The 16632-nt window shown below is 62.9% G+C and carries 16 protein-coding genes; 10 read left to right on the top strand and 6 right to left on the bottom strand.

Annotated features, from left to right (window positions below; genetic code table 11):
• Positions 1-31 precede the first annotated feature (31 nt).
• The 3 genes from AC1TQG_RS08135 (at position 32) to AC1TQG_RS08125 (ending at position 2281) form a co-directional block, all read left to right on the top strand.
• Positions 32-679, top strand: a complete 648-nt coding sequence (locus AC1TQG_RS08135; protein ID WP_482136424.1) for a DedA family protein — start codon at positions 32-34, stop codon at positions 677-679.
• A gap of 131 nt (positions 680-810) precedes the next feature.
• Positions 811-1089: a hypothetical protein gene (locus tag AC1TQG_RS08130; protein WP_482136423.1), complete on the top strand. Its 279-nt coding sequence runs from the start codon at positions 811-813 to the stop codon at positions 1087-1089.
• A 55-nt stretch (positions 1090-1144) separates the two neighbouring features.
• Positions 1145-2281, top strand: coding sequence for a 3-ketosteroid-9-alpha-monooxygenase, oxygenase component (locus AC1TQG_RS08125; protein WP_482136422.1), 1137 nt, complete (start codon positions 1145-1147; stop codon positions 2279-2281).
• A gap of 46 nt (positions 2282-2327) precedes the next feature.
• Here the strand turns inward: AC1TQG_RS08125 and AC1TQG_RS08120 are convergent, their stop codons facing one another.
• Positions 2328-2915 (bottom strand): TetR/AcrR family transcriptional regulator, encoded by a 588-nt coding sequence (locus AC1TQG_RS08120; protein WP_482136421.1) that lies wholly within the window; start codon positions 2913-2915, stop codon positions 2328-2330.
• A gap of 112 nt (positions 2916-3027) precedes the next feature.
• Here AC1TQG_RS08120 and AC1TQG_RS08115 point away from each other — a divergent pair, with 112 nt between their 5' ends.
• Positions 3028-3816 carry an SDR family NAD(P)-dependent oxidoreductase gene (locus AC1TQG_RS08115; protein ID WP_482136420.1) on the top strand — a complete coding sequence of 263 codons (789 nt, stop codon included), beginning with the start codon at positions 3028-3030 and terminating at the stop codon, positions 3814-3816.
• A 19-nt stretch (positions 3817-3835) separates the two neighbouring features.
• Here the strand turns inward: AC1TQG_RS08115 and AC1TQG_RS08110 are convergent, their stop codons facing one another.
• The 4 genes from AC1TQG_RS08110 to AC1TQG_RS08095 all read right to left on the bottom strand — a co-directional run bounded on the left by AC1TQG_RS08110 (position 3836) and on the right by AC1TQG_RS08095 (position 7722).
• The gene (locus AC1TQG_RS08110; RefSeq protein WP_482136419.1) at positions 3836-4588 is read right to left on the bottom strand and encodes an IclR family transcriptional regulator; all 753 of its coding nucleotides are present in this window, start codon (positions 4586-4588) and stop codon (positions 3836-3838) included.
• A 180-nt stretch (positions 4589-4768) separates the two neighbouring features.
• Positions 4769-5425 (bottom strand): IclR family transcriptional regulator, encoded by a 657-nt coding sequence (locus tag AC1TQG_RS08105; protein WP_482136418.1) that lies wholly within the window; start codon positions 5423-5425, stop codon positions 4769-4771.
• Positions 5426-5609: 184 nt separating this feature from the next.
• On the bottom strand, positions 5610-6521 hold the full coding sequence (bphC, locus tag AC1TQG_RS08100) for a biphenyl-2,3-diol 1,2-dioxygenase (RefSeq protein ID WP_482136417.1): 912 nt from the start codon (positions 6519-6521) through the stop codon (positions 5610-5612).
• A gap of 28 nt (positions 6522-6549) precedes the next feature.
• Positions 6550-7722 (bottom strand): acyl-CoA dehydrogenase family protein, encoded by a 1173-nt coding sequence (locus AC1TQG_RS08095; protein WP_482136416.1) that lies wholly within the window; start codon positions 7720-7722, stop codon positions 6550-6552.
• A gap of 243 nt (positions 7723-7965) precedes the next feature.
• On the opposite strand from AC1TQG_RS08095, the gene AC1TQG_RS08090 reads away from it, so the two are divergent.
• The 3 genes from AC1TQG_RS08090 to AC1TQG_RS08080 all read left to right on the top strand — a co-directional run bounded on the left by AC1TQG_RS08090 (position 7966) and on the right by AC1TQG_RS08080 (position 13336).
• Entirely contained in the window at positions 7966-8454 is a 489-nt protein-coding gene (locus AC1TQG_RS08090) for a nuclear transport factor 2 family protein (RefSeq protein ID WP_482136415.1), read from the top strand.
• A 133-nt stretch (positions 8455-8587) separates the two neighbouring features.
• A complete protein-coding gene (locus AC1TQG_RS08085; protein ID WP_482136414.1) occupies positions 8588-9448 on the top strand; it encodes an alpha/beta fold hydrolase in 861 nt (286 codons plus the stop codon).
• Positions 9449-9592: 144 nt separating this feature from the next.
• On the top strand, positions 9593-13336 hold the full coding sequence (locus AC1TQG_RS08080) for a DUF3376 domain-containing protein (protein ID WP_482136413.1): 3744 nt from the start codon (positions 9593-9595) through the stop codon (positions 13334-13336).
• Here AC1TQG_RS08080 and AC1TQG_RS08075 read toward each other — a convergent pair.
• The gene (locus AC1TQG_RS08075) at positions 13271-13936 is read right to left on the bottom strand and encodes an O-methyltransferase (protein WP_482136412.1); all 666 of its coding nucleotides are present in this window, start codon (positions 13934-13936) and stop codon (positions 13271-13273) included. The two genes, AC1TQG_RS08080 and AC1TQG_RS08075, sit on opposite strands and share 66 nt — an antisense overlap.
• Before the next feature lie 111 nt (positions 13937-14047).
• Between AC1TQG_RS08075 and AC1TQG_RS08070 the strand changes: the two genes are divergently transcribed.
• From AC1TQG_RS08070 to AC1TQG_RS08060, 3 genes are all read left to right on the top strand, one after another.
• Positions 14048-14740 (top strand): TetR/AcrR family transcriptional regulator C-terminal domain-containing protein, encoded by a 693-nt coding sequence (locus tag AC1TQG_RS08070; protein ID WP_482136411.1) that lies wholly within the window; start codon positions 14048-14050, stop codon positions 14738-14740.
• A 101-nt stretch (positions 14741-14841) separates the two neighbouring features.
• A complete protein-coding gene (locus AC1TQG_RS08065; RefSeq protein WP_482136410.1) occupies positions 14842-15921 on the top strand; it encodes an NAD(P)H-dependent amine dehydrogenase family protein in 1080 nt (359 codons plus the stop codon).
• A 229-nt stretch (positions 15922-16150) separates the two neighbouring features.
• Positions 16151-16624, top strand: coding sequence for a TspO/MBR family protein (locus tag AC1TQG_RS08060; RefSeq protein WP_482136409.1), 474 nt, complete (start codon positions 16151-16153; stop codon positions 16622-16624).
• Positions 16625-16632 lie beyond the last annotated feature (8 nt).

The following is a 16632-nucleotide window of genomic DNA, read 5'->3' as shown; positions in this document are numbered from 1 at the left end:
ACCGGCAGAGACAGGAAGCACGGCTGCGCATATGGACGTGATCAACGAATTCATCAGCGCTCAGGCCAGCGCGCTATGGGTGTATCCGGTGCTGTTCGCGTTGTGCGTCATCGACGGGTTCTTTCCGCCGCTACCGAGCGAATCGGTCCTGACGACCCTGGCGTCGTTGTCCGGATCGACGGGCCGACCATATCTATGGCTGATCATCCTCCTTGCTGCCTTGGGCGCGATCATCGGCGACAACATCGCCTACACGATCGGCCGACGGGTCGGCGTGGAACGCTTCTCGTGGATGCGCAAACCCAAGGTGCGTGAGGCCCTCGGCAGGGCGCGTCACGGGCTCGACAAGCGCGGCGCGGTGATCATACTGACGGCCCGATATGTTCCGGTTGGTCGCGTTGCTGCCAACATGACCGCAGGTGCGACGCACTACCCCCGGAAGAAGTTTGTGCCCCTGAGCATCATCGCGGGTACCACGTGGGCGTTGTATTCGGGTCTGATCGGGCGGTTCGTCGGTGACCTTTTTGACAAACAGCCGCTGCTCGGTTCGGTCGTGTCGATCTGTCTCGCGTTGGTATTGGGTTTCCTCGTCGATCGCGTGGTCAAGAAGTTCAGGAAATCGCGGAAAGTTGTTCCCGCTGATCCCGATTTTGGCAATCCCCAAAAGGACACCACCTGAGCCGAATGCGAGCGATCGCCGGTTCCGGCGTTGACTTGCGCGAACGCGGTGTTCCGCTGGACTGAATTCCTGTGGTCCCCACCACATCCTGGTTCGTAGTCTCGGTCTATCCGAGGAAGGGATCCGGAAAATTGCAGTCTCTCACCTGCCACACCTGTGACGCTCGCGTGTTCATCGCGAAGTACAGCCCCGCTCACACGAGCCTTCAATGGACCACCGAGGCCTCCCAGGCGTGCCGGGAGATGGCCGCAGCCGCTGCTGTCGATTCCGGTGGCTATCTGCTGCGCTGCGAAGCCCTCGACCGCACGGTCGATGAAGCGGTGAAGGACGGCAAGATTCCGATGACCACGCGATCTGAGCCGCCGGTCTTGCCCCTTGCCGCAGAAGAAGTCTTCACCCCCCTCCGGTGACCACCGTTCCCGTTCAGCCTGTTTGACCTTCCTACACACCCCATTTGGAGAACCCATGACCGTCGAGCAAGAACGTATCGAGATCCGAAACATCGACACCGGCACCAATCCGACACGTTTCGCGCGTGGCTGGCATTGCATCGGATTGGCGAAAGACTTTCGTGACGGAAAGCCACACCAGGTCAAGGTCTTCGGTACCGATCTGGTCGTATTCGCCGACTCCACCGGCACGATCAACGTGCTCGATGCCTTCTGCCGACACATGGGTGGCAACCTCGCCCGGGGTGAGATCAAGGGTGACGCGATCGCCTGCCCGTTCCACGACTGGCGCTGGAACGGCAAGGGCCGTTGCGAGTCGGTTCCTTACGCTCGTCGCACCCCCAAGGTTGCTCGGACGAAGACCTGGACCACGATGGAACGCAACGGCGTTTTGATGGTCTGGAACTGCCCGCAGGGTTCCGAACCGCCTGCAGAGCTTGCGATTCCGGAGATCGAGGGTTACGAGGACGGACAGTGGAGCGACTGGACGTGGACGACGATCCACGTCGAGGGATCACACTGTCGTGAGATCGTCGACAACGTCGTCGACATGGCCCACTTCTTTTACGTGCACTACCAGATGCCGGAATACTTCAAGAACGTCTTCGACGGACACGTGGCCGGGCAGCACATGCGCTCATATGGCCGTGACGACATCAAGACCGGTGTGCAGATGGATCTTCCTGAGGCGCAGACAATCTCGGACGCCTTCTACTACGGCCCATCATTCATGCTCGACACGATCTACACCGTCGCCGATGGCTCCACCATCGAGTCCAAGCTGATCAACTGCCATTACCCGGTCACCTCGAACTCGTTTGTCCTTCAGTTCGGCACCATCGTCAAGAAGATCGACGGGATGACCGACCAGCAGATGGCCGACATGGCAACGCTGTTCACCGACGGTCTCGAAGAGCAGTTCGGGCAGGACATCGAGATCTGGAAGCACAAGACGCGTATCGAGAACCCGCTCCTCACCGAGGAGGACGGTCCCGTGTACCAGCTCCGTAGGTGGTACAGCCAGTTCTACGTCGACATCGAAGATGTGACCCCAGATATGACCGAGCGCTTCGAGTTCGAGGTCGACACGACCCGTGCCCTGGAGAACTGGCACAAAGAAGTCGAGGAAAACCTCGCAGCTCCCCAGGAGTGATGCCATGCCTTTCGGCTCTGCTGCGGATGGTGGCAGGGCCGAAAGGTCAGGTGTCGCGGTGGCGCATCCCGTCGACGAACACGGTGATCACGGTGCGGGCGAGATCGGCCAAGGTCTGCTCAGCGCTTGGCTGAAACCAGCGTGAGGCGTGCCAGAACGAGTCGTAGAGAAGTTCTTGAAAGACTTTGGGGTCGATGTCGGTGCGCAGGTCACCGGCGGCAACGCCTTCGGTGATGGCATCGCGCCAGGCAACCTCCATGGTGTCGGCGGTCGCCGCCATATCGGCCTCGACCACACGTTCACGCATGTACTCGCCTTCACGTCGCCAGATCGACGTGGCGCCGTGGTATTGCTCGCTGGTCTCAAGCGCGATCACGCCGAGCGCCACCAGGCGCTCGACAGGCGGTAGCTCGCGCGCCAGTAGGTCATTGCATCGTGCCGACAGATCTTCGATGTACTCGCGGATGAGCTCGGTGACGATTGCTTCCTTGGAGGGGAAGTAGTGGTACAGCGCGCCCGAATAGACACCTACCGCTTCGGCGATCTCGCGAATGGTGGTCGCGGACACACCTTTTCGAGCGAAGATCTTGGCCGAGCGGTCAAGTATCAGCTTCCTGCGTTCTTGCGGATCCACGGTGGTACCCCTGTCGGATTCGGGCGTCGGGTGCCCATGGCGCTGATTGTGCCATAGCCATTGATCAATCGATCAATGGCTCCGGTTGTTCAAATGTTCTGAAGGAGTATGCATGACTACTTCGTCTGATGGTCGTCCTGTTCAACCGGCCGTATTGGACGGCCACACCGCCATCGTCACCGGCGCCGGGCAGGGGATCGGGCGTGGCATCGCCCTTGCGTTGGCAGCGGCCGGAGCGCAGGTGGCGGTGGTCGGCCGCACGGAAGCCACCCTCGGTGCCGTGGCGGAGGAGATCATCACCCGCGGCGGTCGAGCGGCGGCGTTTGTCTGCGATGTGACCGACGGTGGCGCAATCGAAGCACTGGTGCCTGCGGTCGCCGGTGAGTTCGGTGGAATCACGTTGCTGGTCAACAACGCTCAGAGTCCGGCACCGGGATTGCTGCTGGACATCGACGAGGCGACGTATCGAGAGGGCATGGAATCTGGTCCGACCGCGACGTGGCTCATGATGCGGGCCTGCCATCGATATCTGAAGGGTGGCGGTTCGATCGTCAACCTTGGATCAGCGGCCGGCATTCGGTGGAATCCTTCTGGTACCGGCGCCTACGCGGCGGCGAAAGAGGCGGTACGAGTGTTGACCCGGACCGCGGCGTGCGAATGGGCGTCCGACGGAATTCGTGTCAATGCGCTTCTGCCGCTGGCCAATTCCCGGTCGATGGAACAGTGGGCGCAGCACGAACCCGAAGCTGCCGCGGAATATCTCCGCACGGTCCCGCTCGGGCGGCTGGGGGATCCAGAGGCCGACATCGGTCCCGCAGCGGTATTCCTGTGCAGCGCCGCCGCCCGATACATCACCGGTCATACCCTGGCCGTCGACGGCGGGCAAGCACTCGTCCGCTGACGTCGTGAGGCCGGGCCGCTCATCCGGCTTGACGTACAGATCCGTTCTCGCCCAAGGCCTGCCAGATTGCCCGCGCTGCTGCCCGAACGGGGGTGGCCAGGGTGACGGTGTCGACTCTGTTGACGGGCCCGGTGACCGACAGGGCGCCCACGCAGGACCGGGTGTTGCCGATCGGGGCGGCCACGCACGCAACGCCGGGCACCGAATCTTCGCGTTCGTGTGCCACGTTGCGCTGCCGAATGTGGGCGATCTCGTGGCGTAGTCCGACACTGGTGCCCCCCGCCTTCAAGGACGCCACTGCCGATCGATTGCGCATCGGATCAACGCCGGAGTGTGCGATGAGCGCTTTGCCCAGTGCGGTGCGCAGGGCGGGTTGCCGCCCACCGATCCGGGACGGGAGTGCAACCGGGCCACAACCGACTTTGTCGAGGTAGCGGACGTCATTGCCGTCGAGGACCGCGAGGTGAACGACGAGTCCGGTGGTGGCGTGAAGTTCATGCAGAACCGGGTGCGCGGCCCGGTGCAGGCTGTCTTGCTGTTGGGCGAGCGCGCCCCACTCGAACATCGTGCGGCTCAGACCGTATGACTGCCCATGCCTGCTCACCCAGCCGAATTCGACCAATTGGGACAGCAGCCTGTGAGCCGACGAACGTGGTAGGCCTGTGCGGCAGGACAACTGGGACAAGGTGAGCTCGTTACCGTCACGGAACTCATCGAGCAGACCTGCCACGCGGTCGATGACAGCCGGGGAAAAGTCGTCGCCGTTTCTCACGTAAACCTCCATCGGTCAGCAGGCAGGGACTGTGGCCTACAAGCGCGTGGCAATTCTATTGATCAAGCGCTCAATCAATGTGGATATGACGATAGCAGGACTGTGACGTGGGTCAAAGTGAATTGGTGATGTGCGTCTCCGGCCATGCGCTTTCGGGTGCGGATTTGTGACGCGCCGGGCTCAGATGGAGAGCGTCGAGGCCACCAGGTCGGCGGCCCGGGCCAGGTCGCGGTCGGCACCTTCCGGTGTTCGTCCGGCCGGCCCGGTCAGCGACAGCGCGGCGATCTCGCCGTGGTGCGCATCGAAAGCGATGGCGACACAGTGCACTTGCTCGCCTCTGTCGCCGTCGAAAATGCGTTCTTCGGCGGCGGGCTCATGGCCGTCGCGGTGGGCCAAAAGAGCGACGCCCTCGGCGGTTTCGTGTGCGGGCCGGCGTTGCCCGACATGGGTGGGAAGGGCGCTCGCCGCCCATCTGCCGCCGATCTTTTCGAGGTAGAGCAGATCGTCGCCCTCGAGAACTGCCAGGTGAACCGCCATTCGGGTGTGCTTGTGCAGTTGGTACATACTCGCGCGGGCGGCCTGGTGGATCCGGTCATGGCTCTGCGCCAGGGATCCGAGTTCGGTCAGCTTCGGGCCCAGCTGGTAGCTGGTTCCATGGCGACTTATCCAGCCGACCTCTACGAGTTGCAAGAGCATTCGATGGGTCGACGATCGTGGAAACCCGGTGCGTTCGGCCAGTTCGGTGAGCGTCAGACTGCCGGATTCTCGAAACGGCTCGAGCAACAGAAGTACTCGTCCCATCACGGTCTGGGGTCGTTCGTGGTCTGTGGGGGGCAAGGGAACTCCGAAGCAAAAGGAATCATTGATTGATCGGACAATCAATGATCGGATGGTACTGCAACGCTGTCTGAGTGGCGAAGGGGTTCTTCGCTCTCGGGTGGCGGGTGAACGCAGAGAAGCACCGCGACGAGGGTCACGGTGCTTCTCTGTTGAATGTGTTCTGACCGGCGGTGAGAGGGGGTCAGCCGGCTGTCGGGATGAAAGCTTTCAGCGGCTCGGAGCCCGACTGATCATGGCCCCAGTAGGCGTCGGCGGTGATCTCCTCGGACGTGTAGAACCGTTCGTCGACGAGCATGCCTTCGGTTCCGAACTCGAGATCCCAGCCGCCCGGAGCCCGGACGTAGAACGAGATCATCTTGTCGTTGGTGTGGCGACCCAGTGTCGACGAGATCGAGAACTTTTGCTGGTTGACCCGATCGAGCGCCTGACCGACCGCGTCAAGGGTGTCGACCTCGGTCATCAGGTGTACCAGGCCGGGCTCTTCGGTCGGCGGGGCCGGGCACAGCGCGAGGCTGTGGTGGCGCTGGTTGATGCCGAGGAACCGCACCCGGGCCAATCCCTCCTCGTCGAGCCGGATCGAGCCGCGGGGCAGGAATCCGAGTACCTGCGTGTAGAACTCGTATGACTCGGCGAACTTCGCGGTAGGCAGCACCACGTGGCCGAGGCCGTGTCCGCCCGTCACCCAGCGGCCGGCAAACGGCGTCACAACCGGGCTGTGGTCGAGAACGGGACCGTAGAACACCTCGAGGCGGGTTCCGGCCGGGTCGTCGAACGCGATGACCTCTTCGGCGTCGAGGTAGCTTGCCTGCTTCCGGGACAGGACCTCCACCTCGACACCCGCCTTCTCGACGGCTTCCCGCACTCGCTGCAGGGCGAACTCGTCGCGCACCTCCCAGCCGACGGCGAGTGCCTTGTCGGAATCGCCGGGGAGCACCGAGATGCGCGAACGCCGTTCGTCGACTCGGGCATACAGCGCGTCCGGCTCGGGGCCGCTGCCGACGGCCATGCCGAGGCCGTCGATGAGCAGTTCGCGCCAGCGCGCCACGTCCTGCGTCTGGATTCTGAGGTAACCGAGACCCCGAAGTTCTGTCATGGCTTCCGTCCTTGAAATATGAAGAGGGTCAGATCATTGCGCGGTATGCGCCCTGCGGGTCGCCGCCGAGCTGAGCGAGTGCGGCAGCGTGGTAGGTCATGCCGGGCACGTGGATGGCATGGGTCAGACCGACATGGGCATCACGCCAGAACCGCTGCATGGGGGTCTTCGTATGCACCGCAGCGCCACCGGCACGTGCGAACACCTCGTCCATCGCACGCACCGCCCGCCATGCGGCCGCGATCTGGGTACGTCGGCCGATTGCACGTTCCTCGAAACCGATTTCTTCGCCGCGATCCGTCTTGTCCCAGAAACGGTCGACCGTCTCGAGCAGCGACAGTCGGGCAGCGGAGATCTCGGACGCCGCCTCGCTGATCGCGAACAGGACGTACGGGTCCTCTTTGATGGGCACGCCGGTGACCTGGACACGTTCCTTCTGCGCTGCGATGTAGCAGGCCAGCGCGCCCTCGGTCATGCCGATCAGCGATGACGTGATGCCCAGGGGGAAGATGCAGGAGAACGGGAAGCGGTACAGGGTCTCGTCGCGTCCCGCGTGGCGCCACCCGTTGCCGCTGAGCACGATGTCGGCGTCGAGCGTTCGGTACTCCGGTAGGAATGCATCCTTGACGATCAGATCCTTTGAGCCGGTGCCCCGCAGACCGATGACGTTCCAGCTGTCCTGGTCGATCTCGTAGTCCGAACGGGGCAGCACGACGTGCAGAACTTTGTCGGTGCGGTTGCCGTCCTTGTCGCCGACGGCAGCACCGATCATCACCCAGCCGCAGTGGTCGGTGCCCGACGAGAACGACCAGCGGCCGTTGAGGATGTACCCACCGTCAACCGGGACCGCGACACCCATGGGCGCGTACGGCGACGCCATCCACATGTCGTTGTCCTCGCCCCAGATCTCTTCCTGGGCTTTGGGATCGAAGAATGCGAGTTCCCACGGATGGACGCCAACGATGCCGGCGACCCAGCCCGTCGCACCGTCGAGAGCACCGAGTGCCATGGTGGTTTCGGCGGCTTCACGGGGGTGCCCCTCAAATCCGCCGTATTCCTTCGGCTGGAACATGCGGATGATGCCGGAATCACGCAGGTGCTTCGCGGTCGTGTCGGTGAGCCGCATCAGCGACTCGCCTTCGGCGGCGCCCGCGCGGATCTCGTCCGCGTGCTGCATGATTCTGTCCAATACCTGGCCCATGGCGTGACTCTTCCTGGAAATTCGGCCCATGACGAGCCGGGGACTGCGTGGGGACTTCTCCACGGAACTGACAAGACCTGCACGCACTGTGCAGGTGTGGTGTGACCAACATTCCCAGCGAGACAGTGATGGTGCACCTACGTTTCCGTTGAGCGGGACGTCTGGGGTGCGGTCGGGTCGATAGCGGTAGAACGAGATGTACCGGCATCACCTGTGGATGCCTGCAACTTCGGAAGGACTGACATGACCGACACCGCAGACCTGGTGGCTTCCCTGCTCGAGCGCGTGCAGACCCTCGAAGACAAGGCGGCCATCCACGAGGTGCTCACCGCCTACGGTCCGGCCGTCGACGCCGGTGACGCCGATGCGGTCGGTCGCCTGTGGGCGGACGATGCCGTCTACGACATCGACATCCGGGTGATGGAAGGACGCGACGCGATCACCGAGATGGTGCGCACCAGGCCCCATCAGGACTACATCAACGAGGGCTGCGGGCATCTGCTCGACCCCGTCCATATCCGTGTCGACGGCGACACTGCGGTGGCGACGTGCCACTCGCTGCTCCTGCGTCGCAATGTTGGCGAGGATTCGTTTCGGGTCTGGCGCGTCACCGCGAACCGCTTCGACCTCGGGCGAATCGATGGTCGGTGGCTGATCCGCCGCCGCACTGCGCGATTGCTCGACGGCAGTGCCGGGGCCCGCGAGTTGCTTGCCCGCGCTTCGCGGGGCTGAGCTCGCGGAAGAAGGCCATCCGACCTCCACACAGCGGAAGCTGTTGGTACACAGCGATTGTTGCTGATCTGGCATCTCGTTCAGCGGAATCGCTACTGTGGACGTTGGTAGTGCCCTGGCAACGTCGTCGTCCATGACTGGAGACGTGAGCTATGAACAGAGCCGACGGGAACTCGAGACGAGCCTCGGAGTGCTTCGCTACCACGAGGCCGGTGACGGACCGCCGCTGTTGTTGCTCCACGGATCGGGCCCCGGGGTTACCGGATGGCGCAACTACCGCGGAGTGCTCGCCGAACTGGCGGAGCATTTTCGTTGCCTGGTACTCGAATTCCCCGGCTTCGGTGTGAGTGACCCCGTCGACGGACATCCGATGGTGATGGCCGAGTCCGCCGTCGGCGTCTTCCTCGACGGACTCGGTCTCGGTGCCGTCGACATCATCGGCAACTCGATGGGTGGCATCGTCGCGACGAAGGTCGCGATCTCCGAACCCGAGCGGGTCGGCAAGCTCATCACCATCGGCGGCATGGGCAAGAACATCTTCTCGTCGGGGCCCAGCGAGGGCATCAAACTGTTGATGGAGTTCACCGACAACCCCACGCGGGAAGGCATGATCCGCTGGCTCCTGTCGATGGTCCATGATCGTGGACTGGTGACGCCGGAACTGATCGACGAGCGCTGGGAGCTTGCGACCGAGCCCACCACGCTGGAGATCGCACGACGCATGTACAGCAGCAAGGCATTTGCCGCGACAATTGCGGCGAACAACTCCGCAGACGCGGTGCCGTATTGGGCGCAGCTGCAGAAGGTGAAAGCGCCGACTCTGCTGACCTGGGGCCGCGACGACCGGGTCAGCCCGGTGGACATGGCCGTCCTACCGATGCGTGACATCCCGAACGCCGAACTCCACGTGTTCCCGAACTGCGGGCACTGGACGATGATCGAGGCCCGCGAGGCCTGGCTCTCTGCGGTGCTGGCCTTCCTGACACGGGCGTAGGCATTTGTCCGAGATTGCCTGAAAGGGCAGACTTTGTGATTTCGTGCCAAATTCGCTATCGAAATTGCCTCTGGTGCTGTTCAATTGCAAAGCAATTGGTCGCGACGTCCAGGGTTGTCTGTGGCCTGTGATCGAGGGGTAACGATGGCTGAATCAACCCCAGGCCAGTACAAGACGCTCCGGCTGGCGTTGGCGATGCGCGGCGGTGTGAGTCTGGCCGTCTGGATCGGGGGCGCGGTCGCAGAACTTGATCTGTTCCGCCGCGCGTGCAACGGCGCGTTGCAGGAGGATGGTTACCCCAACTGCGCGACGGAAAGCGAAGGGCAGCGCGAACGGGCGAAGATCTACGCAGATCTGTTGCGCAGGACGCAATTCGAGAATGTCGAGATCGACATTCTCGCGGGTGCAAGTGCCGGTGGACTCAACGCAATTCTTCTGGGGCTGGCCCAAAGTCGCGGTGTGGTCATGGACCGCGTGGTTCACGACACCTGGATCGAGAAAGGTGGGATCTGGGAACTTCTTCGCGGGCGAGGTCGAGGGGGCGTCCAGTCGATTCTCCGAGGAGACGAACGCCTGCTCGCCGTTATCGAGGAGGCGCTCGCGAAGATCGGCCGGTCCGGTGCCCAAGCCTCGAATAACCACGATGACACGACAGCTGGTACCAATCCTGTTGTTGCTCAGCACTTGTCAGTGGAATTGGCGGCGACAATGCTCGAGGATCGATCCCAACCGCACCGCAGCAATGCGACCGGATTCTCGTTCACTCGTCGTCCCGGCGGATTGGGGACGTCATACTCGACGATTCCGAGTCTCGGGGACACGGGCGCGGATGTAGACATTGCGCTCAGTCGAATGGCCCTGGCTGCCCGGTCCACCTCATCCTTCCCTGGTGCGTTCGAACCGGCAACGGTCTATTCATGCGAGGATGAACAACAGAGTCCGAAACCAGATATGGCGCGGTGCTTTCCGTTTGCCCGTCCCGTCCCGGACAGCCCTGACGCCGCGAAAGATCTGGATGGCGACACGAAGTATCTGCCGTTCGATGTGGTGGACGGTGGCATTTTCGACAACATTCCGATCGACCGTGCAATCCGCGCGATACAGCGCGCGCCGGCATCGCAACCCACCGAACGCCGGCTCGTCTATCTCGACCCTGAGCCGCCGTCGAATAGGCAGGCACACCTCGCCCCGTCGACCGCGAGAACGGACCGTGGATCCGCCGCGTCGTGGATACCTGTCATCCGTAAGTCGATGGCGCTCAAACAACGCTCCGAGCGCGCCGGTGATGAGCTGGCATTGCTTCGTGCCCACAATGATTCGGTACTGGAGCTGCGAAGTCGACTTGCCGCTTTCGCGGCGCTGTTGGGCACGGCTGAGGGCGCCTGCCCTTCCGTGAGTTCCGACCGCTACCGGCAATGTCGAATCGGAGTGGATGCCGGCAGGTTTGCGCGGGTGCTGTCGGATCCATGGTCTGAGCTCTGCCGGCCGCCGCGAGTATCCGCGGACTATGGAGTCCTCACGTCCTCAGACCTGCTGCAGCTGAAGTCCAAGTTGGCCAGGGAGTACAAAACAAGGGCGGTTGCAGCCGATTTGGAGCGAGACGTCTATGCGATCCTCGATGCGGCCCGCGTCCTTTTGGCATGGGTACATGGGATTGAAGCATTGGCGGCGACTGATTCAAGCGCGCCGGCGACACATGCGCTGTTGCCGGGTCTCTCCCAGCGGAAGAAGGGCCTATACCGCTGTATCGCGTTGGCTTTCGAGGCGCGACTGCGAACGGTCGATGAAGAGGTGGCTGTGACGCTGAGGTCTGGTGCGAGCACTCCCGAGGTCGGATGGGAGCCTACTCAAAACTCTGAGGCCTATTGCCTGAGTGGACGGCTGGAGAGTAGTTGGCAGAAGCAGAAGGAACTCACTGTGCCGAAGTCCCTTCTGGAGAGGGTCGGCTCGGGTACTTCCGACGACTTCTATGTGGGTCTCGGTTCCTGGCCGAGGATGGGTGAATCCACCGGACAATCGTCCGGCCCACAGATTCCATTCCTGGACCAGGGCTGGCACTGGCTCGAAAGTGCACGAGTGGCGATCCAAAGCGAGACAGAAGGACCCATCGACGCGATCCTTCACAGTCCAACGGTGAGCGGACGAGCGCGGACGGCTTGGAAGGAGTCGGTGTTCCCGTACCTCTACGCGGACTGCCCACTCGACACCAACATTGTCGAAGTCGGAAAGATCTTCGCGGTGACGGGTATTCCGTCGACGGTGTCGATAATCGAATACGACGAGATCACGAGCGACGAGACACCAACGATTGACGTACCCACGCTGTACGCCGCCGCGCGCGCGAAGCATCTCGGCCAGTGGCTGAGAAAACTCCCGGACGAATCGGTGATGAAGAGCATCATCGGCGACAAGGCCGGCCTCATGAACGCCGACACCAAATTGGCAGGCAACGCCCTTTCGCGGTTCGGCGGATTCTTCAAATGGACGTGGCGTGAAAATGATTGGCAGTGGGGACGTTTGGACGCCGCCTCCGGCATCGTCAAGATTCTGGAGAACGCCAGAAGTGACCGATTGACTGATGACGGGCCGGAAGGGGTTGCGGATGACCCTCTCTCCGACAGGATCTCCCACCTGCAATCGTCGATCTTGGTTGACTCGAAGCTCGATGCGCCACCGCCAACCGGCGAAGAACCCCTCGTGCAAACAGTGGGGAGTGACACGCTTGCTGCGATCAGTCACCGCTACCGGTTTGCACTGGCGTCCAGGGTATTGCCGCTCGCGATACGCGCCTGCCTTCCCGGAACGGAATCGCGGTGGTCGTTCGGCGGAATCGCCACCCGGATTGCATTGATCATCGCCAAGCTCGTGGGCATCGTGGCTGTACTGGTGGCAGACCCGCTACGCCTGGTGTGGGCGATCGTCACGATTCTCGCCGCCGCCACCCTCATGGGGGCAGGTACCACGTCGCGGGGAGTCCAGACGGTCTTCTACGGGATCATCATCGTTGCCGGCGTATTCATGTGTATCCGTGCCGGATTGGCGAGCAGTAGGTGGAAAAGTCTCCGGTCGCGCCTTGGCGGGATAGACGAACCCCATGTCGGCAAACCCGAATCCGGCGACTGGATCAAGTTGGCAGAAGCGGCCGACCAGCCGTCGTACCGGCGATGGTCGATGGGGATCGGGATCGTACTTGCTTGTATCGCCACCTATTTGCTGGTCGGCTCGTATGTGAGCTGGATACGCGACTTCGGAATCCGGACCAGTCTTGAGACATTCATTGTCGCGCTGGTCGCGATCGGAGCCGGGCAGCATTGGCTGAATCAGCGGGCATACCGACTGCGGCCACCATCGCGCACTCGACGGTTTGGCAAGTTCGGGTATCGCCGTCGCGCGAGCTACCTGGCGATCGTGGCTGCGATCGGAGTTGCTGTCGCAGCTCATTATCTGGCCGACGGTGATGAGCACTTTCCGGATAGTTGGGGATTTGACGGAGTCGACAACAACCTCTTTGTCGCGGCGGCCGCTGGTGCAATACTCGCGGCTCTGTCGGTGTGGGGATGGGTGGCCGGCCGGTGGGCGACGTTGGTCATCGCAATCTGCGGCCTTCTCTCACTGGGCGCCCAACACCTGCTGGACAACAGGTGGAAGTTGGTAGATGAGTGGGCGGTCTGGGATCTCTTGCCTGCCGCGGTGTGGATTGTGTTCCTCGGTCTCATCGTCGGATGCCTGCCCGCCCGTGGGACGAACTTCGGGGAAACGCCTTCGCCGCACTCGGTTCCAGAGGAATCGGCACCGCAAACCGCTGCAGCGCCGGGGTCAGATCTAGGCGACGTCCTGAACAAGCGCAATTGCGAATCCGTCCCAGCCCTTGACGCCCACCGTTTGTAGTGCGGTGGCATCGAGCCGAGGGTCGGCGGCAAAGAGATCCAGTACCTCACGACTGGCGACCACCCGTTCGTCGTCCTCGGTCGGGTCGGCGATGGCGCCGGCACGGACGACGTTGTCGACGACGATGACGGTGCCCGGCCGCGACACCCGCAGCGCGGCGCGCACGTAGTTGCTGTTGTTCGGCTTGTCGGCGTCGATGAACACGAGATCGAACGGGGCGTCCGCGGGGAGGGTGGGCAAGATGTCCAATGCCGCGCCGACCTTGATCTCGACGCGTTCGCCGACCAGGGCGCGGTCGACGTTTGCCCGGGCCACTTCGGCGTGGTGTGGCTCGTATTCGAGTGTGATGACACGTCCGCTGCCGCCAACTGCCCGCGCCAGCCAGACGGTGCTGTATCCGCCGAGTGTTCCGATCTCGAGGATCCGCCGGGCACCGATCGCTCGTGCGAGCAGGTGCAGGAACTTGCCCTGGACGGGTGCGACATCAATCGCCGGTAGCTGCGCCTCGGCATTGGCTTCGATGACGGCGTCGAGGGCCGGATCATCTCCGATCAGGACGTTACTCAGGTACAGGTCGGCGAGGGCCCAGTTCTCGGTCATGTTTTCAGTGTGCCGCTTCAAGAAAGGGTTTGCCCATACTTCTGGCCAGACTGCGCGTAGGTCTACCGATCACTGAACTAGGGTTGGCCACAAGCCCGAGGGAGGTGCGCATTGCCGGACTCGGCGAATGAGAATCCCGCTGCTGCGCGCCGGGGGCGCCCCCCACGCATCAGTCGTGAGGGCATCATCCGGGCCGCACGCACCCTGCCGCAGGACACCATGACGATGCAGGCGGTTGCCGATGTGTTGGGCGTCGACCGTAAAGCTCTCAGCTACCACGTGAATGATCTCAACGGCTTACGTGAGCTGGTCGCCTTCGATGTGTTCGAGTCCGAGTTGAGCCGGGTGGAATTACCGACCGGCGCCGACTGGCGCGAGGTGATCCGGCGGTATGCCAGTGCCATGCGCGATGCGGTTGTCACGGTGGGTGCGCTGGCGATGTACATCCGCCTACCGGGCGCAGGCGGTGTGCGCACGCTGGCTCCGATCGAGCGGGTGTTGCAAACCCTGGTCGATGCCGGTTTCGGCGTCGATGAGGCGGGCCGGATCCTCGCGTTGCTGACCGAGGTGGCCTACTCGACCGGGCGGGACACGTTGCAGGCCAACGACAGCAAGATCCACCCTGACGTACCCGATGTGGCCCGCACTTTGACGAGCGCCCCGGACACGGATTTTCCCGTGCTTCGCAGGCTGGTGGCGGCCAGACAGAGTGCAGGGTCCGGCGACGGCCAACTCGAGTTCGATCTGGCCGTGATCATCGCCGGTCTGGAGCACCGCCTGGCGGTGATCGGTTCCTCTGCCTGACCTAGTTTTCCCCGATCGGGAAAAAGATTCCGAAAATGCGCCGCGGTGTGCGTCGTCCCGTGTAGTCATGGTGGAAACGCCGGACTTGAATCGAGGCAGCTATGCCACCGAAGAACCTCACACCTCACCGCGTGGTCCAGTGGACCACCGGCAACATCGGAATCGAAGCCGCAAAGGCGATCGCCGCAAACCCCACACTCGAACTCATCGGCTGTTTCGCCTGGTCTCCGGACAAAGTGGGACGCGATGTCGGCGAACTCTGCGGGATGGCGCCGCTGGGTGTCACGGCAACAAGCGACGTCGACGCACTGTTGGCGCTGAAACCTGACGTGGTGGTCTACAACCCCATGTGGATCAACGTCGACGAACTGGTCACGATCCTGTCGTCCGGCGCCAACGTCGTCACCTCGGCGTCGTTCATCACCGGCCACAATCTCGGGGAGGGCCGGGACCGGATCCTGGAGGCTTGCGACGTTGGCGGATCGACGATCTTCGGCTCCGGTGTGAGTCCGGGCTTCGCCGAACTCCTCGCAATTGTGGCGACGAATGCCTGCGACCGGGTCGACAAGGTCACCATTGCCGAAGCCGCGGACACGACTTTCTACGACTCACCCGACACGGAGCGGCCGGTGGGATTCGGCACTCCCATCGACGATCCGGATCTGGCTCCGATGGCCGCCAACGGAACCGCGATCTTTGCCGAGGCGGTCCGCCTGGTCGCCGATTCGCTCGGCGTCGAACTCGACGAAATCGTCTGTGAGGCAGAGTATGCGCACACCACGGCCGACGTGGATCTGGGTTCGTGGACGATCCCGGCGGGGTGTGTTGCCGGCGTGTATGTGAGTTGGCAAGGGCGCGTGGGTGATACGACGCTGATCGACGTGAACGTGCGATGGCGCAAGGGCCAGACCCTCGAACCTGACTGGCAAATGGGCGCCGAGAGCTGGAAGATCACCATCGACGGCCGTCCGACGGTCAACATGAGTATCGGTTTCCTTCCGCCGCCGTACTACGAAGCCGAAACCATGGCCGACTTCCTCAAGCTCGGGAACATCATGACCGCGTTGCCGCCCATCCACGCAATCTCCGCCGTTGTCGCCGCTGCCCCGGGGATCGCCACCTACAACGATCTCCCGCTGACTCTTGCCCGCGGTGTTGTACCGAGCAACGTCACGGCGTGAACTGATTCGCCGGGTTCCGTGGACGGCAGCGAAATGGACGTCGACAGGGGTCATTGTGGGTGTCCCAGTTGGGCTTTCGTCTACCTCTCTGGAATGCGCATCTGCGGTGCCGATTCGGACGCCTGCTGGTGTAGGGCAGAGAGGTTCATCCTCCGATGACGTCGGACGGTCCGGTCGCCGGGGGTACGTTGGCGGGTAGGACTGTTCGATGTCGACGGGAGTGCCGGTAATGCGTTCGATTGTCAGAACCGCCAGCGCGGTCACCATCACGGCCGTGGTCGGCTCGATTGCATCGAAAGACACCAATTCGAGTTGGTATCGCCGATTGTCGAAGCCCCCATTTCAGCCACCGGCAATAGTGTTCCCGATCGCGTGGACGGCTCTGTATACCGATGTCGCAATCAGTTCGGCGGCAACGATCGACGCATTGAACGACGACATGCGCCACATCGACGCGGCTGCCTTCGAACGTGCGTTGATCGCGAATCTGATCCTGAACGGCGCCTGGACCTGGGTGTTCTTCAAAGCGCACCGTACCGGCGCTGCGACCTTGACGGCCGCGGCGCTCGCCGCCAGCAGCGTCGATCTGGTCCGCCGTGCCGCGCCGGCATCGTCGAGCGCGGCGGCGGCACTGGTGCCTTATGCCGGTTGGTGTGGCTTTGCGACGGTGCTGTCCGCCGCGATCTGGCGCCGTAACCGCTGAATCTCCGG

It is taken from the genome of Williamsia sp. Y844 (assembly GCF_056786475.1).
The sequence above is the reverse complement of the archived record's forward strand: the minus strand, read 5'-3'. Positions and strand labels throughout refer to the sequence as shown.

Bases quoted from the DNA above. Each gene is read 5' to 3' on its own strand.
- AC1TQG_RS08075 (WP_482136412.1), bottom strand. From the start codon at position 13,936: ATGACCGAGAACTGGGCCCTCGCCGACCTGTACCTGAGTAACGTCCTG.
- AC1TQG_RS08115 (WP_482136420.1), top strand. From the start codon at position 3,028: ATGACTACTTCGTCTGATGGTCGTCCTGTTCAACCGGCCGTATTGGAC.
- AC1TQG_RS08135 (WP_482136424.1), top strand. From the start codon at position 32: ATGGACGTGATCAACGAATTCATCAGCGCTCAGGCCAGCGCGCTATGG.
- AC1TQG_RS08090 (WP_482136415.1), top strand. From the start codon at position 7,966: ATGACCGACACCGCAGACCTGGTGGCTTCCCTGCTCGAGCGCGTGCAG.
- AC1TQG_RS08095 (WP_482136416.1), bottom strand. From the start codon at position 7,722: ATGGGCCAGGTATTGGACAGAATCATGCAGCACGCGGACGAGATCCGC.
- bphC (WP_482136417.1), bottom strand. From the start codon at position 6,521: ATGACAGAACTTCGGGGTCTCGGTTACCTCAGAATCCAGACGCAGGAC.
- AC1TQG_RS08085 (WP_482136414.1), top strand. From the start codon at position 8,588: ATGACTGGAGACGTGAGCTATGAACAGAGCCGACGGGAACTCGAGACG.
- AC1TQG_RS08080 (WP_482136413.1), top strand. From the start codon at position 9,593: ATGGCTGAATCAACCCCAGGCCAGTACAAGACGCTCCGGCTGGCGTTG.
- AC1TQG_RS08065 (WP_482136410.1), top strand. From the start codon at position 14,842: ATGCCACCGAAGAACCTCACACCTCACCGCGTGGTCCAGTGGACCACC.
- AC1TQG_RS08060 (WP_482136409.1), top strand. From the start codon at position 16,151: ATGCGTTCGATTGTCAGAACCGCCAGCGCGGTCACCATCACGGCCGTG.
- AC1TQG_RS08125 (WP_482136422.1), top strand. From the start codon at position 1,145: ATGACCGTCGAGCAAGAACGTATCGAGATCCGAAACATCGACACCGGC.